The 21,445-nt window shown below is 54.4% G+C and carries 24 protein-coding genes; 10 read left to right on the top strand and 14 right to left on the bottom strand.

What is annotated here, in order from left to right; genetic code table 11:
* Positions 1-2 precede the first annotated feature (2 nt).
* The 7 genes from fliL to fliF form a co-directional block, all read right to left on the bottom strand.
* On the bottom strand, positions 3-467 hold the full coding sequence (gene fliL, locus KI228_RS13230; protein ID WP_043000286.1) for a flagellar basal body-associated protein FliL: 465 nt from the start codon (positions 465-467) through the stop codon (positions 3-5).
* Between the two features lie 104 nt (positions 468-571).
* Complete coding sequence (gene fliK, locus KI228_RS13225; protein WP_061069986.1) at positions 572-1,783, bottom strand: flagellar hook length control protein FliK; 1,212 nt, start codon at positions 1,781-1,783, stop codon at positions 572-574.
* Entirely contained in the window at positions 1,780-2,223 is a 444-nt protein-coding gene (gene fliJ, locus KI228_RS13220; protein WP_043001895.1) for a flagellar export protein FliJ, read from the bottom strand. The genes fliK and fliJ overlap by 4 nt, the downstream gene beginning before the upstream one ends.
* 21 nt (positions 2,224-2,244) lie before the next feature.
* A complete protein-coding gene (fliI, locus tag KI228_RS13215; protein ID WP_043000288.1) occupies positions 2,245-3,615 on the bottom strand; it encodes a flagellar protein export ATPase FliI in 1,371 nt (456 codons plus the stop codon).
* A complete protein-coding gene (gene fliH, locus KI228_RS13210) occupies positions 3,615-4,319 on the bottom strand; it encodes a flagellar assembly protein FliH (RefSeq protein ID WP_043000289.1) in 705 nt (234 codons plus the stop codon). The genes fliI and fliH overlap by 1 nt, the downstream gene beginning before the upstream one ends.
* Complete coding sequence (gene fliG / locus KI228_RS13205; protein WP_042318283.1) at positions 4,312-5,310, bottom strand: flagellar motor switch protein FliG; 999 nt, start codon at positions 5,308-5,310, stop codon at positions 4,312-4,314. The genes fliH and fliG overlap by 8 nt, the downstream gene beginning before the upstream one ends.
* Positions 5,303-6,997: a flagellar basal-body MS-ring/collar protein FliF gene (gene fliF / locus KI228_RS13200; RefSeq protein WP_061069987.1), complete on the bottom strand. Its 1,695-nt coding sequence runs from the start codon at positions 6,995-6,997 to the stop codon at positions 5,303-5,305. The genes fliG and fliF overlap by 8 nt, the downstream gene beginning before the upstream one ends.
* Positions 6,998-7,213: 216 nt before the next feature.
* Here fliF and fliE point away from each other — a divergent pair, with 216 nt between their 5' ends.
* Positions 7,214-7,528 carry a flagellar hook-basal body complex protein FliE gene (fliE, locus tag KI228_RS13195; protein WP_043000291.1) on the top strand — a complete coding sequence of 105 codons (315 nt, stop codon included), beginning with the start codon at positions 7,214-7,216 and terminating at the stop codon, positions 7,526-7,528.
* An 85-nt stretch (positions 7,529-7,613) separates the two neighbouring features.
* Here fliE and yedF read toward each other — a convergent pair whose 3' ends face one another.
* Together yedF and yedE are read right to left on the bottom strand one after the other, a co-directional pair.
* Positions 7,614-7,847 (bottom strand): sulfurtransferase-like selenium metabolism protein YedF, encoded by a 234-nt coding sequence (gene yedF / locus KI228_RS13190; protein ID WP_000790504.1) that lies wholly within the window; start codon positions 7,845-7,847, stop codon positions 7,614-7,616.
* A complete protein-coding gene (gene yedE / locus KI228_RS13185) occupies positions 7,844-9,049 on the bottom strand; it encodes a selenium metabolism membrane protein YedE/FdhT (RefSeq protein WP_043000293.1) in 1,206 nt (401 codons plus the stop codon). Before yedE ends, yedF begins: the two co-directional genes overlap by 4 nt.
* Positions 9,050-9,234: 185 nt before the next feature.
* Between yedE and yedD the strand changes: the two genes are divergently transcribed.
* Positions 9,235-9,648 carry a lipoprotein YedD gene (gene yedD, locus KI228_RS13180; RefSeq protein ID WP_043000294.1) on the top strand — a complete coding sequence of 138 codons (414 nt, stop codon included), beginning with the start codon at positions 9,235-9,237 and terminating at the stop codon, positions 9,646-9,648.
* 39 nt (positions 9,649-9,687) lie between these two features.
* On the opposite strand, the gene amyA is transcribed toward yedD, so the two are convergent.
* From amyA to fliD, 4 genes are all read right to left on the bottom strand, one after another.
* Positions 9,688-11,175: an alpha-amylase gene (gene amyA, locus KI228_RS13175; RefSeq protein ID WP_061069988.1), complete on the bottom strand. Its 1,488-nt coding sequence runs from the start codon at positions 11,173-11,175 to the stop codon at positions 9,688-9,690.
* Between the two features lie 68 nt (positions 11,176-11,243).
* Entirely contained in the window at positions 11,244-11,615 is a 372-nt protein-coding gene (gene fliT, locus KI228_RS13170) for a flagella biosynthesis regulatory protein FliT (RefSeq protein WP_043000296.1), read from the bottom strand.
* Complete coding sequence (gene fliS, locus KI228_RS13165; protein WP_043000297.1) at positions 11,615-12,022, bottom strand: flagellar export chaperone FliS; 408 nt, start codon at positions 12,020-12,022, stop codon at positions 11,615-11,617. The genes fliT and fliS overlap by 1 nt, the downstream gene beginning before the upstream one ends.
* Before the next feature lie 15 nt (positions 12,023-12,037).
* On the bottom strand, positions 12,038-13,447 hold the full coding sequence (fliD, locus tag KI228_RS13160) for a flagellar filament capping protein FliD (RefSeq protein ID WP_061069989.1): 1,410 nt from the start codon (positions 13,445-13,447) through the stop codon (positions 12,038-12,040).
* 254 nt (positions 13,448-13,701) lie between these two features.
* Between fliD and KI228_RS13155 the strand changes: the two genes are divergently transcribed.
* From KI228_RS13155 to sdiA, 8 genes are all read left to right on the top strand, one after another.
* Positions 13,702-15,276 (top strand): flagellin N-terminal helical domain-containing protein, encoded by a 1,575-nt coding sequence (locus tag KI228_RS13155; protein ID WP_061069990.1) that lies wholly within the window; start codon positions 13,702-13,704, stop codon positions 15,274-15,276.
* A 162-nt stretch (positions 15,277-15,438) separates the two neighbouring features.
* Positions 15,439-16,158, top strand: a complete 720-nt coding sequence (locus KI228_RS13150) for an RNA polymerase sigma factor FliA (protein ID WP_212807462.1) — start codon at positions 15,439-15,441, stop codon at positions 16,156-16,158.
* A 59-nt stretch (positions 16,159-16,217) separates the two neighbouring features.
* Positions 16,218-16,769: a flagella biosynthesis regulatory protein FliZ gene (fliZ, locus tag KI228_RS13145; protein ID WP_043000300.1), complete on the top strand. Its 552-nt coding sequence runs from the start codon at positions 16,218-16,220 to the stop codon at positions 16,767-16,769.
* 87 nt (positions 16,770-16,856) lie between these two features.
* On the top strand, positions 16,857-17,657 hold the full coding sequence (gene tcyJ, locus KI228_RS13140; RefSeq protein WP_043000301.1) for a cystine ABC transporter substrate-binding protein: 801 nt from the start codon (positions 16,857-16,859) through the stop codon (positions 17,655-17,657).
* A 108-nt stretch (positions 17,658-17,765) separates the two neighbouring features.
* On the top strand, positions 17,766-18,752 hold the full coding sequence (gene dcyD / locus KI228_RS13135) for a D-cysteine desulfhydrase (protein WP_061069991.1): 987 nt from the start codon (positions 17,766-17,768) through the stop codon (positions 18,750-18,752).
* A gap of 14 nt (positions 18,753-18,766) precedes the next feature.
* Positions 18,767-19,435 (top strand): cystine ABC transporter permease, encoded by a 669-nt coding sequence (tcyL, locus tag KI228_RS13130; protein WP_042318310.1) that lies wholly within the window; start codon positions 18,767-18,769, stop codon positions 19,433-19,435.
* Positions 19,432-20,184, top strand: a complete 753-nt coding sequence (gene tcyN / locus KI228_RS13125; RefSeq protein ID WP_043000303.1) for an L-cystine ABC transporter ATP-binding protein TcyN — start codon at positions 19,432-19,434, stop codon at positions 20,182-20,184. The genes tcyL and tcyN overlap by 4 nt, the downstream gene beginning before the upstream one ends.
* A 234-nt stretch (positions 20,185-20,418) precedes the next feature.
* Positions 20,419-21,141 carry a quorum-sensing transcriptional regulator SdiA gene (sdiA, locus tag KI228_RS13120; RefSeq protein ID WP_043000304.1) on the top strand — a complete coding sequence of 241 codons (723 nt, stop codon included), beginning with the start codon at positions 20,419-20,421 and terminating at the stop codon, positions 21,139-21,141.
* Between the two features lie 66 nt (positions 21,142-21,207).
* Here sdiA and KI228_RS13115 read toward each other — a convergent pair whose 3' ends face one another.
* Positions 21,208-21,432: a DUF2594 family protein gene (locus KI228_RS13115; protein ID WP_042318315.1), complete on the bottom strand. Its 225-nt coding sequence runs from the start codon at positions 21,430-21,432 to the stop codon at positions 21,208-21,210.
* Positions 21,433-21,445: the final 13 nt, after the last annotated feature.

The raw sequence follows: 21,445 nt of genomic DNA, 5'->3' as shown, positions 1-21,445 counted from the left end.
CTTTACCGCAGAATGAAAGCTGTATACAGCACGTCGGTGACGTCCTGTTTGGGTTGTCCGGCAACGAGCGGAGGGGAAAGCGTCTCTTTAATCGCCGCGATCAATTTTTGCTTACCTTCTTCGGTAGACAGTGCGTTGGCGTCCTGACGAGAGAACAGCAACAGCAGACGGCTACGGACTTCTGGCAAATATTCGTTCAGGCGCGTGCGCGTGGCTTCATCCTTCAGACGCAGCGTCACGCCGATATACAGAACGCGATCCGCATCGCCCAGATTGACGGTAAACGTATCCAGGGCGAAGAACACCGGTGCAGGCGGCGGCGGTGGTTCATTGGCCGCCGGAGTGGGATGCTGCTGCATACGCCAGTAGCTATAGCCTGCGGTGGCGCAGGCGGCAAGGGTAATGATTACCAGCAGCGGGATCCAAATTGAGCGTTTGCTCTTTTTGCTAATCGCGGAATCAGTCATCTGATACGGGCTTCCTGTTTCGGTACAGCTTATCGGCTGATTATCCCGTGTCCTGACCACGGCAAAGCGTGGAAAAGACGCGGATAATCGTGCTACCTCTGGCGTTAGGCGAAGATATCGACGGCGCCATTACCGCGTGCGGCGGACTGGAGCGAAGCGGGAACCGCCAGCTCGCTCTCGTCATCAACCATGAGCCGATCCTGTCCCTGCGTGCGAGCCGTCTGCTGCTGTTGGGATGAGGCGTGCTGCTGGTCGGCGAAACTCTCGCTGCTAATGCTGCTTTGTCCCAGTTGAATGCCACTTTCCGCCAGTTGCGTGCGCAGCGTCGGCAGGGCGGCTTCCAGCGCCGCGCGAACGTGACTATGGGCTGAGACCATCTGCAATTGTGCCTGGTTATCATCAAGTTTAAGCGAGATTTGTACCTGACCCAGATCTTCCGGATGCAGACGCAGTTCCGCGCTCTGCTGACCCTGACGGGTAAACAGCGTGATGTGTTGACTCAGGGATTGCTGCCACTCATGGCTACCCAACGGTGCGCTCAGAACCGGTGCGGCGCTGGTGGGCAGCGGCTGTGAGGCGGAATGCGGGGTTGTGGTCATCGCGATGCCTGGCGTCACAGGTGAAGGCGTACTGTCGATCTCCGCGTTGACGGCAGCGGCAGCCACCACAGGCGTAGTGACCGGCTGACCTTTAGCGCTTTCCGCAGCGATCACCGGCGTGGCATTGTCCATTTTGTTTTTTTTCGCATCGTCATGGGTCAACGGACTGGTCGCGGCCTGCGCGAGCGAACGGGGATCGGTGCTCAACGTGGTGCTCAGCACACGCCCTTTTTCACCGGTAGTTACCGGCGGTGTCGTCATTCCCGGTTGACCCGGCAGCATGGCGAAAAGGGCGCTGAGGTTGGCGAGATCGTCATCGCTGAGAGCCGTGGCACCTTCATCTTTCTGCGCGGACTGGCGCAGGGCCGCGAGCGCACTGCTCTTTTGTGTGGGTGTCAGGGCGGACAGCAGGGCCTGCGCATCGCTCAGTCCTTTTTGCAACTCTTCAGACTGTCCTTCTTTGGCCGCTAACAGGTCGGCCAGTTTCACGGTCTGCGAAGCGTCACCGTCCTGTGCCAGCAGGCCTTTTTGCAGTTTGCCGCTGGCGGCATGTAAATCGGCTAACGTCAGCGGCGCGTCTTTACTCTGTGCGTCGCCTGCGCCTAATGCGCCTGCCAGCAGGGTCAGAAAATCCTGGGCGGAATCCGTCGCCTTACCGGACGACAAGCCGGTAATAAGGTCAGTGTCCGTGGTGACCCGTTGGGGTAAAGTGATCATTCTGGTTTCCTCATTGCTGCACGCTGCGCAAATTCATCCATTTTTTTCTGATCCAGGCGGTTTTCAGCCAGTAAGGCCGCCGCGTTCTGTCTGTCTTGTAAGGTTTGCCAGGCCTGAAGCCGTTGTTTTTTTTCACGCCAGCTGTTCAGCGCCATATCTACTTTTTGCGTCCACTGCGTTAACTGCTGGCGGTGTTGTTCCACCGCTTTTTCCAGGGTCTGAATAAATTGCTGATAGTTAATCCAGCGATTACTGGCAATCCCCTGACTCATATCGTTGTTGAGGTTGCTGCGATATTCATTCTGGTAGTCAAGCAGCATCGTGAGCTGTTCTTCCGCCTGCTGAAAACCGCGGCGCATTTCACCTAACAGCAGCGCCGCGTCATCCACCTCTTTTTCGGCGAGATCTTTGAGTGTTGCCAGTGCACCATGTTCAGCCATGACCATTACCCTCTTGCTTCATCACACCGTCGGGAAAATCAGATCGAGCGCCGACAGAGAATCCTCCCAGTCAGCGCGTTCGAAAATACCTTGCTGCAAAAACGCCTCCAGTTGTGGCCACAGCGCGATGGCTTTATCGAGCATCGGATCGCTGCCTTTGGCATAGGCGCCGACGCTGACGAGATCGCGGTTGCGCTGGAAGCTCGACAGCAACTGCTTGAAGTGACGTACTTTGGCGTAGTGTTGTTCCGTTATCAGCGCCGTCATCGCACGGCTAATCGACGCTTCAATGTCGATAGCGGGGTAGTGTCCGGCCTCCGCCAGACGTCGCGACAGCACAATGTGACCATCAAGGATGGCTCGCGCCGAGTCGGCAATCGGGTCCTGCTGATCGTCGCCTTCGGTCAGTACCGTATAAAAGGCGGTGATGGAACCGCCGCCGTGGATCCCGTTACCTGCGCGTTCAACCAGCGCCGGAAGTTTGGCGAAGACCGACGGCGGATAGCCTTTGGTGGCCGGTGGTTCACCGATCGCCAGCGCGATTTCACGCTGGGCCATGGCATAACGGGTCAGGGAATCCATGATCAGCAGCACGTGCTGACCGCGATCGCGGAAATCCTCGGCGATACGGGTGGCATAAGCGGCACCCTGCATGCGCAGTAAGGGCGACACGTCCGCCGGCGCGGCGATCACGACCGAACGTGCGCGTCCGTCGGCACCGAGAATGTTTTCGATGAAATCCTTCACTTCGCGGCCACGTTCGCCAATCAGTCCAACGACGATGACGTCGGCGCGGGTATAGCGCGCCATCATGCCAAGCAGCACGCTTTTCCCGACGCCGGAACCGGCGAACAGCCCCATACGCTGGCCGCGACCGACGGTTAACAGGGCGTTGATCGGGCGCACGCCGGTATCCAGCACATGCTCAATCGGCGTACGCTGCAACGGGTTAAACGGCTGGGTAATCAGCGCTCCGGTTTCCGTGGTGTCGGGGGAGGGAAGGCCGTCAAGCGGTTTGCCGCTGCCGTCGAGCACGCGACCTAACAGCGCCGGACCCAGCGGCAACTGTTTACCGCTTTGCAACCCTTCACCGGCGATGTTTTTGGCGTAGACACGCGCGCCGGGCAGAATGCCTTCGACCTCTTCGAGCGGCATCAGAAACAGGCGCTGACCGTTAAAGCCCACCACTTCACTTTCTACTTCGCGGGTTTCCGTTCCGTCCTGGCGTTCAATCACGCAGGTCGCGCCGAGCGGCAACTGCAACCCGGTGGCCTCCAGAACCAGGCCGGTGGCGCGGGTCAGTCGTCCGTAACGACGAACGGCCGGAAGCTGCGCCATTTTGGCTTCGAAATTATCCAGCGTCGTCAACCAGCGAGTCAGGCGTGAGGTCATCAGATCACTCCCGGCGCGGCCAGACGACACAGTTCTTGCCAGCGGGTCGCCACGCTGGCGTCGAGATCGCCTTCATCCGCAGAAACTTTGCAGCCGCCATGGTGCAGGGTCGGATCGCCACGCAAACGCCAGCCGTGCAGGCTGAGGGTGGCACCGAGCATCTCTTCAACGCGCTGTAAATCATCCGGATGGACGCGCAGCTGCGGTTTGCCGCTGAACAGGGGCTCCTGTTGTAAGAGCTGTTGGATCTGCTTGATTAAGGCGGAATTATCCACCGCGGGCGTCTGACCAATGACCTGACGCGCGGCTTCCAGCGCCATCTGCATCAGACGCGAAGCGATTACGCTGTCCAGCGCGTCCAGCGTGTGCTGGAATTCGCTGACCAGTTGTTGCATCCGTGCATGAAGCGGCGCCTGCTGGGTGCGTGCCTGCACCTGGCCCTGTTCAAGCCCTTGTGCCAACCCTTCCTGATAGCCTTGTTCATGACCGGACTTCCGTCCTTCCGCCAGTCCCGCGTTGTAACCTTGCTCGTGGGCCTGAATTTTCAGCTGGGCTAACTGTTGCTCAAGCTGTTGTTCCGCACTGATCTCGGGTTCGTCCTCTTCAGACACGGGGTCATCGTCGTGCTCCATGGGCACAAATTCAGCCAGCGGCGGCGCGAGATCGTCCGGGGTCCAGATTTTCCACGGCAGCTCGTTAGACATAAGTATCCTCGCCGCTGCCAATCATCATCTCGCCGGTCTCGGCCAGACGACGCACAATCAACAGAATGGCCTTCTGCTCGTTTTCCACTTGCGACAAACGCACCGGGCCACGGTTGGCGAGGTCGTCGCGCAGGATATCTGCCGCACGTTGCGACATATTGCGCAGGAACTTCTCGCGCAGCGGCTGTTCCGCGCCTTTCAGGGCGATCAGCAGCGACTCGGAATCCACTTCCTGCAGCAAACGCTGGATGCTGCGGTCGTCCACATCGACCAGGTTTTCGAACAGGAACATCTCGTCGATAATTTTTTGTGCCAGCTCGCCGTCGAATTCGCGCACAGCGGTAATAACCGCTTCTTCTTGCTGCGTTTTCATCAGGTTGATAATTTCTGCCGCCGTTCTCACGCCGCCCATTTTGCTGCGCTTGAGGTTCTGACCGTCGAGCAGGCCGTTGAGCACTTCGGTCAGTTCCGCCAGTGCGGCAGGCTGTACGCCGCCGAAGGTGGCGATACGCAGCATGACATCGTGACGCAGACGTTCGTCGAACAGCGCCAGGATATCCGCCGCCTGACCGCGTTTGAGGTGCACGAGGATGGTGGCGATAATCTGCGGGTGTTCGTCGCGGATAAGGTCGGCGGCGCTTTGCGGCTCCATAAAGTTGAGCGTTTCAATGCCGCTGGCGGTATCACGGGTTTCAAGAATATCTTCCAGCAGGCTGGAGGCTCGCTCTTCGCCCAGCGCCTTCACCAGTACCGAACGCAGATATTCGTTGGCATTGATGTTCAGGGCGGCGAACTGCTCGGCTTCCTGCTCAAACTCCGCCAGCACGTCGGTCAGCTGTTTGTTGGAGATCTGGCGGACGTTCGCCATGGCGGCGCTCAGGGTCTGCACTTCGCGCTGGGAGAGGTGTTTGAACACTTCCGCCGCGCGATCTTCGCCAATGGTCATCAACAGGATGACGCTTTTATCGGTACCGGAAAGAGCATTACTCATGATCGTTATTCATCCACTGGCGAATGACCAGCGCCACGACGCGCGGATCGTTATCTGACATTTCGCGAATGCGCTGGCTCATCACTTCGGCGCCCAGGCGCTGATTAGCCCGACGCTGCTGAGTCTGCTCATCTTTACTGAGGCGAACCTCAACGGCTTCTTCGGTCTCCTGACGGAGTTGCTCGCGTTCCTGCGCGGCTTTCGCCTCTTCAGCGCGACGGGTCAACTGCGGACGAATCGCTTTGCGCCACAGGATCCATGCCACCAACAGCACCAGCAACCAACGTCCGGCCGAGATCAACTGTTCGATAAACAACGGCTGTTTCCAGAACGGCAGTTCGCCAGCGTTGTCATCGGTAGCGCTGAACGGTGAGTTGACCACGTTCAGGGTATCGCCGCGCTTGTCCGAGAAGCCCATTGCTTCACGGGTCAAATCTTCAATCTGCTTCATTTGATCGGCAGTGAGCGGCAGCGGTTTGCCATCCGGCAACGTTTTGTAGTTCACGACCACGGCGACGGAGAGTCGCTGTATATCGCCGACGTTCATTTTTGTGTGGCGAATGGTGCGGTCAACTTCATAGTTGCTGGTTTCGTTGCGTTGGGTATTACGTGGACCAGCACTGGCGCTGGTGGCCGTCTGCTGCTGCGCGTTCTGTCCATTTTGTGCATTCTGCGCATTTTGCTGATTCGCTGGCGGCGTGGTGATCGGCGCCGTATTGGCTGGGGCAGGCTGGTTGGACAGCGCACCCGGTACGCCACCGGGCAGACCGGAGCCAATTTGCTCGCTTTCATTCAGTTGACGCGAACGCAGCACGGCCTGAGAGGCATCGCCGTTTGGCCGATACTGTTCTTCTGTCTGCTCTTTATTGGCGAAATCCAGCTGCGCGGTGACCTGCGCGTGGACATTCCCGTTACCGACAATCGGTGACAGGATCGATTCGATACGACGCTGGACACGGCCTTCCACGTCGCTGGCGTATTTCAGCTGTGCGTCGTTCAGATCGCGACTGCTGGTATTTGACTGCGTGAGCAGATGACCAGCCTGATCGACCAGCGTTACATTGCCCGGCGGCAGACCGGCTACCGCGCTGGAAACCAGATGGACGACCGCAGTGATTTGACCTTCATCCAGCGCACGCCCCGGTTCCAGATTGACGGTCACCGAGGCTGAAGGGGATTTCTGTTCACGCACGAACAGAGACGGCTTGGGCATTGCCAGATGTAGGCGGGCGCGCTTAACCGGGCCAAGGGTTTCGATGGTGCGTGCCAGTTCGCCTTCCAGCGCACGCTGGTAGTTAACCTGCTCGCTAAACTGGCTGATGCCGAACTTTTCCTGATCCAACAGCTCAAAGCCCACCGCCCCCCCTTTCGGCAGTCCTTGTTGGGCAAGACGCAGGCGCAGTTCATGGACTTTGTCGGCGGGAACTTCAATCGCGCCACTGCCTTCCGAGAAGCGGTACGGGATGTTCATCTGGGTCAACTGGGTGACGATCGCGCCGCCATCCTGATCGGATAAATTGCTGAATAACGTACGATAATCAGGCGCTTTAGCCCACAACACCATCGCCACAATAATGGCGACGGCCGCAGAGCCTGCCACAATCAGAGGAATTTTGGGATTCGCACGCAGGCGATTAAGCCACTCGAGAGGTTTAGATTGGGTTGCAGCCGATGCAGTCGCGTTCATCTCGCACCTCGTGACTGCTCGTGGACGGCTTTATTTGCAAAGTGGAACAAGACTCACTCCCGGGTCAGCAAAATCGAAAAATTGACGGTCTCATTATTTGCGGTTTCGTTTTTTTCTATGCGGCAAAAACCGGGGTTTTTTATCGTTATTTAGCGCCTTTATCTTATTGACAAACTGGTAATCTCTGCTGCGTAGAAAACCATCCAGAGGATTATCATGTCAGCGATTCAGGGGATTGAAGGGGTTATCAGCCAGCTCCAGGCGACGGCGATGAGCGCCAGGGCGCAGGAGACACTGCCGCAACCGACCGTGAGTTTTGCCGGTCAATTGCACGCGGCGCTGGACCGCATCAGCGATACGCAAACTGCTGCCCGCGTACAGGCGGAAAAATTCACGCTGGGTGAGCCGGGGATTGCGCTCAACGATGTGATGACCGATATGCAAAAAGCCTCAGTTTCCATGCAGATGGGAATTCAGGTGCGCAACAAACTGGTGTCGGCCTATCAGGAAGTGATGTCCATGCAGGTTTAGGTTTGAGTGCCGGATGGCGCTGGCGCTTATCCGGCCTGTGATTCCCTGTAGACCGGATAAGGGGCCGTTGCCTTCCGGCAATCAGTTACTTCTGAATCAAATAACGAATTGTCGGCCCATCTTGCTGAATATCGAGCACGGTGTAGCCATGGTTGCGCGCATCCAGCGGAATGTTATTGATGGACTGCGGACAGTCGCTGACCACTTCCAGAATTTCCCCTTTCTTCAACTGCGGCATCGCTTCCAGCGTCGCGACGGCAGGGTAAGGGCAGGGCTCGCCGACCATATCAAGGCGATAATCAGGAACAATGTTTTTCATGCGGATTCCTTAGCAGGGGTCAGCCCGGCACGACGGAAGAAATGTTTTTCCCAGCCGATGATTAACATCAGGGCGGCAAACAGCAGCAGATAGGTCACCAGCAGGCCGCCGAGCGGACCGAAGGTGTTGAGCAGGTTAATTTTATCCCAGTTGGTGGCCAGCGCAGGGGCGAAGTCATCCCAGTAGTAGGCCAGAATCGTTGAGCCGATGACGTTACCGAGACCCACCCACCAGTAGTGTACCTGGCCTTCCACCGCGCGGTACATCCAGCCGGTTTCACACCCGCCTGCCAGCACGATACCAAAACCAAACAACAGCCCGCCGATTACTGCATTCGGGCCCGCCCACATGATTTTGGCTTCCACGCCCAGTTGTACGTAGCTGAAAATACCGATTGCGCTGACGCCCATCCCGAAGATGATCGCCTTTGCCATATGGGTGCGTCCGGTGATCCACAGATCGCGGAAGGCGGAGGTGAAGCAGATTTGCGCGCGCTCGATCAGCAGACCAAAACCCACGCCGAACAGCATCGCCAGACCCAGCTTCGGCTGGTTCATGGCGGTCAGCAGCGCCCAGCCAATCATGCCGATAAACACCAGCATGCCGAGGCGGAAACGACGGCGCGCCTGATCCGGTTTCTGCGTCAACGGCGACGCAGCGGAGACTTTCTGCATCTTGACCGGAATGCGGAATATTGGCAGCAGGGTGAATCGCGCGCCAAACCAGGAACCGATGGCGGTTGCCAGGGCAAAGAACCAGGCGTGCAGAGAGAATTGAGGAATACCAGTAAAGAATGCCGCCAGGTTGCAGCCCATCGCCATACGCGCGCCGAACCCGGCGATGATCCCGCCCAGCACCGCCTGCATGATGCGGATGCGACTGCGCGGCATGCGTAGTTTGACGTTGTTGGCCCACAACGCTGCCGCGAAGCAACCGCCGAACATACCGAGGATCATCATCCCGTCGATGCGAGTGAGCGGGGTGCCTTCCAGGTGGATCAGCTTGTAGTAGCCCCATTCTTCCGCATGGACGCCAAACAGTTGCAGGATTTGTCCGCCCCAGCGGGTAAATTCACCCGTGACGGCCCAGAAGGTGCCAGTGATGCCAAAATAATACGTAGAGAGAATACCCGCTGCGATGACCGCAGGGATGGGCGCCCAGAATTTAACTAACCAGGCTTGTTTGAACTGTTGCCATGACATGTGTTTTGCCTCTGAACTCAGAAGGTGTGAAACAAGAAAGCGGATAGTACACCACGGCGGCAATTTTGCCTGGTACTATTAAGCGGTAATCCCAAATGGATCAAAGTTCTGCTGGCACCGCGAAAGGCTGGCGACCGCAGGCCTTTAATGCCACAATCCTCTTTTCTTCGCATGCAGGATGAATGATGAAAAAATGTGCAATCGTTGGGGCGTTACTGATGTTAGCGGGATGCGCCGAGGTGGAAAACTACAATGATGTGGTCAAAACGCCTGCGCCCGCCGGGCTGGAAGGGTACTGGCAGACTAACGGGCCGCAGCGCAAACTGGTGAGCCCGGAAGCTATTGCCAGTCTGGTGGTGACCAAAGAGGGCGATACGCTCGATTGTCGCCAGTGGCAGAGGGTTATTGCGCTGCCGGGTAAGCTAACGATGTTGTCCGGTGACTTGACCAACGTGACGGTCAAACGTGAACTTTATGAGATCGAGCGGGAAGGGAACACCCTGGAATATGACGGGATGACCCTGCAACGCGTGGATCGTCCAACGGTGGAGTGTGCCGCCGCGCTGGAGAAATCCCCGCTGCCAACGCCATTACCGTAATCAATTGTCCCCGACAGTTTTCCCTGTCGGGGCGCTTCATCAGATCACCTCCTCAATGACCCATACGCTGACGCTGCCGCCATTGCAGTAAAACGTAGCCTCGCCATTTTCGTCAGTGATGACGATCTCCTCGCGGTTTCCCAGATAGTCGCGCCAGGTTTTATTGCCGTAGTTTTCACCCAGCGTAAGCGTTTTTTCACCGTCGTCGCCATTGGATAACACCACCACACATCCGGGATCGTCGTCCGTTCCGCTACGGCTGAAAGCAATGCAGTTGGGGTGATCAAACCAAAGCGTCTGAATGCCGTGGGCGAAACGCTGGCGGGCAAGAATGAGTTCGGCGAGTTGCTCGATGACAGGCATGTCGATGGTATAGGTTTCCCCGTCGCCTCCGGTATCTTCATAGTGCGCGCCGTAGAGATCGGGATAGAAAACCGACGGTACGCCATTTTCCCGCAGCAGGATGAGCGCGTAGGCCAGCGGTTTGAACCATGCTTCAACGGGGGCTTCCAGCGCCTGCAACGGCTGGGTGTCATGGTTGGCGACCAGCGTCACGGCGTGAAACGGATCGGCTTCTACCAGCGTGCCGCTGAAGATCTGGCTCATGTCGTAATCACGTCCCTGACGCGACGCTTCATGAAAATTGAGCTGTAACGGGGCGTCGAACAGCATCGTTTTGCCTTCCACCTGGTCGATATAGGTTTGCAGCTTATCCACTTCGTGCGACCAGTATTCGGCAACGATAAACAGCGGCTTCGGTGCCACCTCCTGAACGTGTTCAATCCACTCTTTATAGAACCAGGCCGGAATGTGTTTTACCGCATCGAGACGAAAGCCATCACACTGCGTTTGTTCCATCACCCAGCGCGCCCAGTATTTAATCTCCTCAGTGACGGCGTGATTACGAAAATCGATATTTTCACCCATCAGGTAATCGAAATTGCCCATTTCATCGTCGACCTGGTCGTTCCAGCCCTCGCCGGTATAGTCGTTGACGATTTTAAAAATGCCGTCTTCGTCAGGGTTTTCGATGTGGTCGATGCCGCTGAAGCATTTGAAATCCCAGATGAACTGCGAGTACTGACCGCCTCGCGCCGGGAAGGTGTAACGCGTCCAGGCTTCGCATTCGATGATCTCATCGGCAATCTGCGTGCGATCGTCTTCGTTGACCCGCTGTACGCGCAGGGGCTCTTTTTCGTCCGCCCCCATTTTGTGATTCACCACCACGTCGAGTAGCACCGCGATGTCGTTTTTCTTCAGCGCGTCGATAGCCGTAAGAAGCTGCGCCTTATCACCATATTTGGTGGCAAGGGAACCTTTTTGGTCAAACTCGCCGAGATCAAACAGATCGTAAGAGTCATAGCCGACGGAATAGCCGCCTGACGCGCCTTTATAGGCGGGCGGTAACCAGACCATGTTGATACCGATATCATTGAGGCTGTCTGCGCGCTCTGTCACCTCTTGCCAGAGTTTGCCACCTTCAGGGTAATACCAGTGGAAGAACTGCAGTAACGTGGGGTTTTTCATCTTCCGAGCTCCAGAAGTCTTGTAGACGACCTCTGGAGTATGGAAGATTTTTGCTAACGTAGCGGGAATTATTGTGGAGCAGGGGGAGCGTCGGGTACCAGCAGCATGCCAGAAAGCCGACCATAAGCATTGTTGAGCGACTGCTGACGCGTTGACTGGCCTATCAGACCACTAAGCTCATCGAGCCGTTGGCGCAGTAAACCTTTCAGGCATTCTTCGTTATCCAGCGTCTGTTTGATATAACTGGCCACGATATCCTGAATGCTGCGTGTCATGCCCGGTGGAGTTTGCGTTTCAACGACCGCTTCAATACTTTGCAGATAGGTGACTTCCTGTTCCAGTAAAAGGTCCCATTCACCCCGCTGCGCAAGTTCGAGCAGCGACTGACTGAGCAGCGCAATGCGCTGCCAACGGTTGATAAACTCCACGGCTGAGGTCATTAACGAGACTCCTGGGAAGATGCTTTCGGTGAGATCTGTTTCCAGGCTTCCGCAATGTTGCCGAGTAACCCTTCCACTTCTTCAATGGCTTGACTGTCATTGCGTAAATTAGCAAGTAATAAACGACGGATCATATAGTCATACAGCGAAGAGAGATGGTCGGCGAGTTCGCCGCCATTCTCCTGATCCAGTCCCGCTTTCAGACCATTATCAATGATATTGATAGCCTTACTCAGCGCTTCCCCTTTGGCGGTAATATCACCTTGCTCTAAAAACAGGCGAGCGCGCACCAGGGCGCTGTTTGCGCCATCAAACAACATTTCGATCAACTGGTGCGGACTCGCACTCATCACGCCGCTTTCCACGCTGATTTGCGCATAAGCTTTGGTACCGCTCGCGGTATACATGTTTACCTCTGGTTATCAGGAACTGGTCATCGCAGTAAATTGCTGGTTCAGGTAGCTACTGGTGTTATTCAACTTGCTCATCATGGTATCCAGTTGCGTAAATTGAGCCTTATACCGCGCAATGGTATCGTCGATACTGGCACTGACGGAAAGATACTGTTTAGTCAGTTTTTTCAGCGTGGCATTGATGCTGTCCTGGGCGCTGTCGATAATGCCATCATCGGCCAGGTAACCTTTCACCAGTGAAGCCACTTTGGTCGTAATTCCGGTCTCTTTGCCATCACCGACTAACAGCTGTTGAACATCCACGCTATTATCGGTTAGCGCTTTTTTCAGTTTTTCATCATCAATTTTCAGCTTACCGGTGGTGCCATCCTGGGTAATGCCCATTTGCGATAACGTTTGGAATTTCCCGTCATTGGCGCTGGAGGAGAATTGACCACGGATACCGGTCTGGATGGTGCGAACGGTGCTGTCACCGAGGAGTGCGCCGTTGCTGGCGTCCTGCTCTTCTGCGCCTGCATCAACCGACGTGTATTTCGTCAAGGAGCCAATGGTATCAACTAAAGAGTTATACGCATCCACCCAGGCTTTGATCGCGGTGGTGGATTTGTCATTGCTTTTCGATACGGTAACGGTGACATCTTTGACTTCTTTAGAAAGAACTAATGTCACTCCCTGGGGGGCATCAGTAATTGTGTTGCTGCTGCGAACAATATCAATACCATTAACGTTAAGTTCAGCATTTTTTGCTTCGACAATTTGCTCAACGTTATTACCGATTACGTCCGGGTTATTGAAGCTGATAAATTGGTTTAACTTGTCATCGCCCTTTACCGAGATACTCATCTTATTGGCGAGACCGGTTTCTGACGAGGTCAGTACAAGCTGATAATCGTTGTCTTTCAGTTTTACAATACTTGCAGAGACCCCACCGTTGGCATTGTTAATCGCATCACGCATCCCTTCCAGCGAGGTCTGATCTTTGGTCAGTTTAATCTCTAAAGGTTTCTCTTTGCCGTCCTGCTTAATAATCAGCGTCCGCTGGGCATTGTCGTTACCTTGCGCCGCTTTACTGTCCGTTACCGTAGAGGTGGTACGAATAGATTGGGCCTGGGCTAATTGGGTCACGTTAATTTTGTAGATCCCGGCAGCCGCTCCTGCTGTTGTGCTCACCGTGAGATCCGTTGAGTTGCTTACCGCCGTGGTGCTTTTAAAAAGAGTCGCATCATTGAGTGCCGTGTTGGCGGTCTGGAATTTTTCCAGTGAGCTTTTTAACGTTCCAAACGCCGTCAGTCTTGCTGTAAAACTGCTCTGCTGCTGGGTGATAGGTTTCAGGCGTCCCTTCTCAGCCGTGGTCAGGTTCGTCAGTAACGTATCCAGCGGCAGGTTTGAACCCACGCCTAATGAAGTAAAAGAAGCCATGCGTAATCCCTTTTAATTGCAAACAGTGGTTAGCCACCTTATCGGCAATCTGGCGGCAAAGTTTAATAATAAATTTGGAGAAATAATGGCCGGAATAGTGTGCAAGAAGACGGGTTATTCAAAGGCTAAGAAAAAATGGGGGGAAACTAAAAATTCTCTAAAGTTCGAAATTCAGGTGCCGATACAAGGGTTACGGTGAGAAACCGTGGGCAACAGCCCAATAACATCAAGTTGTAATTGATAAGGAAAAGATCATGGCACAAGTCATTAATACAAACAGCCTGTCGCTGTTGACCCAAAACAACCTGAACAAATCTCAGTCTTCCCTGAGCTCTGCGATTGAGCGCCTGTCTTCCGGTCTGCGTATCAATAGCGCGAAAGACGATGCTGCGGGCCAGGCGATTGCTAACCGCTTTACGTCTAACATCAAAGGTCTGACTCAGGCTTCTCGTAACGCCAACGACGGTATCTCTGTTGCTCAGACGACGGAAGGCGCGCTGTCTGAAATCAACAACAACCTGCAGCGTATCCGTGAATTGTCTGTGCAGGCAACGAACGGTACTAACTCCGATTCTGACCTGAGCTCCATCCAGGACGAAATCACCCAGCGCCTGAGCGAAATTGACCGCGTATCCGGTCAGACTCAGTTCAACGGCGTGAAAGTGCTGGCTTCCGACCAGACCATGAAAATCCAGGTGGGTGCGAACGATGGCGAAACCATCGAAATCAAACTGGACAAAATCGATGCGAAAACCTTAGGTCTGGACAGCTTCAGCGTAGCACCGGGCAAAGTTCCGATGAATTCTGCTGTTGCTCTGAAAAGCGAAGCTGCGCCGACACTGACTCAGGTGAATGCTGCTGACGGTAAAGTCGGTACAGTTGATGCGTTTGGTGCAACTTATGCCACTGACGATCTTCCGACTTATTTTGACGCAAATGCGAAGACGACTGGTGATGTGACTGATGCCAACGGTGCTGGTAAAACTGATGATGTTTATCAGATTCAGGTTGATGGCCAGACTTATTTTGTCGCACAGGATGGCAATGCTGCGGGTGGTAAATTCAATTTACTGAAGCAAAATGGCACAGGTTATGAAAAAGTTCAGGTTGACGGTAATGATGTTCAACTGGCGAACTTTGGCGGCCGCGTAACGGCATTTGTTGACGATGCTGGCACCGCGAAATCTGTTGACCTGGCTGCCGGTAAAGTAGGCAAAGCATTAGCATTTAACGACTCTCCGATGTCTGTCTACTTCGGTGGCAAAAACCTGGACGTTCATCAGGTTCTGGATACCGATGGTAAAGCGGTTGCTGGTGCCTTTGCTGCCAAAACGTCAGATGGTACTTACCTGGCGGTTAACGTTGACGCCGCGACTGGTAATACCGCGGTCATTACCGATCCGAATGGCAAAGCTGTTGAGTGGGCGGTTAAGAGTGATGGTTCTGCTCAGGCTATCATGCGTGAAGATGATAAAATCTATGGCGCAACTATCGCCGGTGCTACTGCAACTAAAGGTACTGAAATCAGCGCATCTGACCTGAAAGCATTAGCAACTTCCAATCCGCTGGCTAAGCTGGACGAAGCTCTGGCTAAAGTTGACAAACTGCGTAGCTCCCTGGGTGCGGTACAGAACCGTTTCGATTCTGCTATCACCAACCTGGGCAACACCGTTAACAACCTGTCTTCTGCTCGTAGCCGTATCGAAGACGCTGACTACGCGACTGAAGTGTCTAACATGTCTCGTGCGCAGATCCTGCAACAAGCAGGTACTTCTGTACTGGCACAGGCTAACCAGACGACTCAGAACGTTCTGTCTCTGCTGCGTTAATTTACGCTTCTTGCGCAAACCCCGCTCCGGCGGGGTTTTTTCGTTCTGGCTTTACCGGTAACCCCTAAATAACCCCTCATTTCACCCACTATTCACCCGATTAAAACCCCTGCAGAAACGGATAATCATGCCGATAACTCATTTAACGCAGGGCTGTTTATCGTGAATTCACTGTATACCGCTGAAGGTGTAATGGATAAACACTCGCTGTGGCAGCGTTATGTACCGCTGGTGCGTCACGAAGCGTTGCGCCTGCAGGTGCGTTTGCCCGCGAGCGTAGAACTGGACGATCTGCTACAGGCGGGCGGTATCGGGTTATTGAATGCAGTTGACCGATATGACGCTCTGCAAGGAACGGCATTTACCACTTACGCAGTGCAGCGTATTCGTGGGGCGATGCTGGATGAACTACGCAGCCGCGACTGGGTGCCGCGTAGCGTTCGGCGCAATGCCCGCGAAGTGGCACAGGCGATGGGGCAACTGGAACAGGAATTAGGGCGCAACGCGACGGAAACTGAGGTGGCGGAGCGGCTGGCGATTCCTGTAGAAGAATATCGTCAGATGTTGCTTGATACCAACAACAGCCAACTCTTCTCCTATGACGAGTGGCGGGAAGAGCATGGCGATAGTATCGAGCTGGTGACAGAAGAACATCAGCAGGAAAACCCGTTACAACAGCTCCTTGAGAGCAATTTGCGCCAGCGCGTGATGGATGCCATTGAAGCCCTTCCGGAACACGAACAACTGGTGCTCACGCTCTATTACCAGGAAGAACTCAATCTCAAAGAGATTGGCGCGGTTCTGGAAGTCGGAGAGTCACGGGTCAGCCAGTTGCACAGTCAGGCCATAAAACGGTTACGCACGAAGCTGGGTAAGTTATAGCGAACGACGTTGTCGGCGCTGAAAAATGCCGCACAACGTATTGACTACCAGGAGTTCTCATGACGGTGCAGCAATCAAAAAGACGGCCTCTAAGCCGCTACCTCAAAGACTTTAAACACAGCCAGACGCATTGCGCCCATTGCCACAAGTTACTGGATCGCATCACGCTGGTGCGCAAAGGGCAGATCGTCAATAAAATCGCCATTTCCCGCCTCGATACACTCATGGATGAAGCCGCCTGGCAGCAGGAGCAGAAAGAGTGGGTGGCGCTATGCCGTTTCTGCGGCGATCTGCACTGCAAGACGCAGAGCGATTTCTTCGACATCATTGGTTTTAAACAATTCCTGTTTGAACAGACCGAAATGAGCCACGGGACCGTACGCGAGTATGTTGTCCGTCTGCGCCGTCTCGGTAATCATCTCAGCGAGCAGAAAATTTCTCACGATCTGCTCCAGGACGGTTACCTTGATGAAAACCTGGCGCCGTGGCTGCCGGAGACCAGCACCAACAACTATCGCATCGCGCTGCGTAAGTACGCACAATATAAAGCGCATGCTCGCCCCGAGCAGCAACAGAATTCCTCCCTCCGGATGACTTCTGATATATATTAAAAATGAATAAGATGTAGCAGAGTGATTTATGTCGTTACCCATAAACGCTCTACACTACGGGCATTCATAACAACATTCGGGGTAAATATGAAATTAGCACTTCTGGGGCGCCAGGCGCTGATGGGCGTGATGGCTGTGGCGCTTGTCGCGGGAATGAGCGCAAAAACGTTTGCAGATGAAGGTCTGTTGAAGAAGGTTAAAGATCGCGGCACGCTGCTGGTGGGGCTGGAAGGCACCTATCCGCCGTTCAGTTTCCAGGGCGATGACGGTAAATTGACCGGCTTTGAAGTGGAATTTGCCGAAGCGCTCGCGAAGCATCTGGGCGTGAAAGCCACGCTGAAACCGACCAAATGGGACGGGATGCTGGCCTCTCTGGATTCTAAACGCATCGATGTGGTGATCAATCAGGTCACCATCTCCGACGAGCGGAAGAAGAAATATGATTTCTCTACCCCTTATACCGTCTCCGGTATCCAGGCGCTGGTGAAAAAAGGCAATGAAGGCGCGATTAAAACCGCAGCCGATCTGAAAGATAAGAAAGTGGGCGTGGGTCTGGGTACTAACTATGAAGAGTGGTTACGTCAGAACGTCCAGGGCGTTGATATCCGGACTTATGATGATGACCCGACGAAATATCAGGATCTGCGCGTAGGCCGTATCGACGCCATTCTGGTGGATCGTCTGGCGGCGTTAGATCTGGTTAAAAAGACCAAAGATACGCTGGCGGTCACCGGTGAAGCCTTCTCCCGTCAGGAGTCAGGCGTTGCGCTGCGTAAAGGCAATGAAGATCTGCTGAAGGCGGTGGACGCAGCGATTGCTGAAATGCAGAAAGACGGCTCGCTGAAGGCGCTTTCTGAGAAGTGGTTTGGCGCGGATATCACCAAATAGTCCGAACGATATGAAAAAAAAGGCGCTTTAATCAGCGCCTTTTTTATTTCATGCGTTTGAACGTGCATAATAAAAAGAACATCACAACAACGAATAATCGGAGGCTTTATGCCACTGCACAACCTGACACGCTTTCCGCGCCTGGAATTTATCGGTGCGCCGACGCCGCTGGAATACCTGCCGCGCTTTTCTGACTACCTGGGACGGGATATCTTCATCAAACGCGATGACGTCACACCGATGGCGATGGGCGGAAATAAGCTGCGCAAGCTTGAGTTCCTGGCCGCAGATGCGCTGCGTGAAGGCGCTGATACGCTGATCACGGCAGGCGCGATTCAGTCTAACCACGTGCGTCAGACGGCGGCGGTCGCCGCGAAGCTGGGACTGCACTGCGTGGCGCTGCTGGAAAACCCCATTGGCACCACGGCGGAAAACTATCTCACCAATGGCAACCGACTGCTGCTGGATCTGTTCAACGTACAGGTTGAGATGTGCGATGCGCTACATGCACCGGATGCCCAATTGCAAGAACTGGCCACCCGAATCGGAGCGCAGGGCTTTCGTCCCTACATTATACCGGTCGGTGGTTCAAACGCGTTGGGGGCATTAGGCTATGTTGAAAGCGCGCTGGAAATCGCTCAGCAGTGTGAAGGCGCGGTGCAGCTCTCTTCGGTGGTGGTAGCATCTGGCAGTGCAGGAACGCACGCCGGGCTGGCGGTTGGGCTGGAACAACTGATGCCGGATGTGGATCTGATTGGCGTAACCGTTTCACGCAGCGTAGCCGATCAAAAACCGAAAGTGGTGGCGCTGCAACAGGCTGTTGCCAGAGAACTGGAACTGACAGTGGCGGCGGAGATTTTGTTGTGGGATGACTACTATGCCCCAGGCTATGGCACGCCAAATGAAGAGGGGATGGAAGCCGTGAAGTTGTTGGCGCGTCTGGAAGGGATCCTTCTCGACCCCGTCTATACCGGAAAAGCGATGGCCGGACTGATTGACGGAATCAGCCAGAAACGCTTTAAAGACGAAGGCCCGATTCTCTTTATCCATACTGGTGGGGCGCCTGCGCTGTTTGCCTACCATCCACACGTGTAATTTCGGATAAGCTCATGCAAGAAAGTATCCAACTGGTTATTGATTCCCTGCCGTATCTGCTCAAAGGGGCGGTGTTTACGCTGCAACTCAGTATTGGCGGGATGTTCTTCGGCCTGCTGCTGGGATTTATCCTCGCGCTGATGCGCCTGTCGCCGCTGCTGCCACTGCGCTGGCTGGCGCGTTTCTATATCTCTATTTTTCGCGGTACGCCGCTTATCGCACAACTGTTTATGATCTACTACGGTCTGCCGCAGTTTGGTATTGAGCTGGATCCGGTGCCGTCCGCAATGATTGGCCTGTCGCTCAATACGGCGGCCTATGCCGCGGAAACGCTGCGCGCGGCGATTTCATCGATTGACAAAGGACAGTGGGAAGCGGCTGCCAGTATCGGGATGACGCCGTGGCAGACCATGCGTCGCGCCATTTTACCGCAGGCTGCCAGGGTAGCGCTGCCGCCGCTGAGCAACAGTTTTATCAGTCTGGTGAAAGACACGTCGTTGGCGGCCACCATCCAGGTGCCAGAATTGTTCCGTCAGGCGCAACTGATCACCTCGCGCACGCTGGAGGTATTCACCATGTATCTGGCGGCATCGCTGATCTATTGGATCATGGCAACCGTGCTGTCTTCATTGCAGAACTACTTTGAAAATCAACTGAACCGCCAGGAGAGAGAGCCGAAATGAGTGCGATCGACGTAAAAAACCTGGTCAAGAAATTTCATGGGCAGACGGTGCTGCACGGCATCGATCTGCAAGTGCAGGCGGGAGAGGTGGTCGCGATCATCGGTCCCAGCGGGTCGGGAAAAACGACGCTTCTGCGCAGTATTAACCTGCTGGAACAACCGGAAGCGGGTACGATCACCGTGGGTGATATCACCATTGATACGGCGCGATCGCTCGGTCAGCAACGAACGCTGATTCGCCAGTTGCGCCAGCATGTGGGCTTCGTGTTCCAGAGCTTCAATCTCTTTCCCCATCGCACGGTACTGGAGAATATCATTGAAGGTCCGGTTATCGTGAAAGGCGAGGGCAAAGAAGAGGCGATGGCGCGGGCGCGGGAACTGCTGGCGAAAGTGGGGTTGGCCGGGAAAGAGACCAGCTACCCGCGGCGCTTATCCGGCGGGCAGCAGCAGCGAGTGGCGATTGCCCGTGCGCTGGCCATGCGCCCGGAAGTGATTCTGTTTGATGAACCGACGTCTGCGCTCGATCCTGAGCTGGTGGGCGAGGTGTTGAGCACTATCCGTCAACTGGCGCAGGAAAAACGCACCATGGTGATTGTGACCCATGAAATGAGCTTTGCCCGCGATGTTGCGGACCGGGCGATATTTATGGATCAGGGGCGCATTGTGGAACAGGGGCCAGCCAAAGCGCTATTTGCCAATCCACAGCAACCGAGAACCCGTCAGTTTCTTGAGAAGTTTCTGCTGCAATGATTGGTTTTCTCCACTCGTCCGGGATTATCCCATTTCGGCCGAGTGGAGATGCATAAATAGTAATACCAGACGCATGATGATGAACGTATTTCCCTGGACAAAATACGCGAACTGAAACAACGCTCAAGTAATCTGCTCCCTGACCGATATTTTATACATCTACCGTATGTTTATGTGATAGGTTATTTCTCACATTTAAAATGATTATCACTCTCAAGGGTGCGAATACTGAGTATGCAGGATTTAGATTTCTTTACCTGGCGACGGACGATGCTGTTACGCTTTCACGAAATGACTTGCGCAGAAGACGTCTACAGCGAATTACAACAGCAGACACTATTGCTGGAATTTGATTATTACGCGCTGTGTGTCAGGCATCCGGTTCCGTTCACGCGTCCTAAAATTTCCCTTCATACCACTTATCCCGATGCGTGGGTTTCGCAATATCAGGCGGAAAACTATTTCGCGATTGATCCAGTGCTGAAGCCGGAAAACTTCATTCAGGGACATCTGCCCTGGAATGACGCATTATTCAGTGACGCGCAGACAATGTGGGATGCTGCCCGTTCACACGGATTACGCAAAGGCGTCACGCAATGTCTCATGCTGCCAAATCGCGCATTAGGCTTTCTCTCGGTCTCACGGTCAAGCCTGCGTAATACGCCGTTTGCGGGCGATGAAGTCGAATTGAAACTGCAGTTGCTGGTGCGCGAAAGCTTAACGGCACTTTCCCGACTCGAAGATGAAATGGTGATGGCGCCGGAAATGCGCTTTAGCAAACGAGAAAAAGAGATTCTGAAATGGACGGCGGAAGGGAAGACTTCGGCTGAAATTGCGATGATTCTGTCGATATCAGAAAATACCGTTAACTTTCACCAGAAGAATATGCAGAAGAAGTTTAACGCGCCGAATAAGACGCAGATTGCGTGCTATGCCGCGGCGACCGGGCTTATCTGAAACAATAAACGTTCTGCGTGGCAGACGATAAACCGGCTGAAAGCACTGCTCTCAGCCGGTTTTTCTTTACTGACGGTAAGCTTGTTTAATTTGCTTAACAGTGCTGGAAAATACTGCAGCCTGCGCGTCGTCTTCGACCAGCGCGATCTGTTTTTCCATTTTAAGAATCACGCGGCCCGCATCCGCCTGGCCCATGGCTTGCAGCATCAGCGTTAACAGCGCCTTCAGGCAGGTGACTTCATTAGCCAGTTCTTGATTATTCTCGGCAGTGGAAAAATCAGGCGTACTCATTTATTTTCCTCGT

It is taken from the genome of Citrobacter amalonaticus (assembly GCF_018323885.1).
GTDB lineage: Bacteria > Pseudomonadota > Gammaproteobacteria > Enterobacterales > Enterobacteriaceae > Citrobacter_A > Citrobacter_A amalonaticus.
Note: the sequence above shows the minus strand (reverse complement) of the source record. Positions and strands in the feature narration are given on the sequence as shown.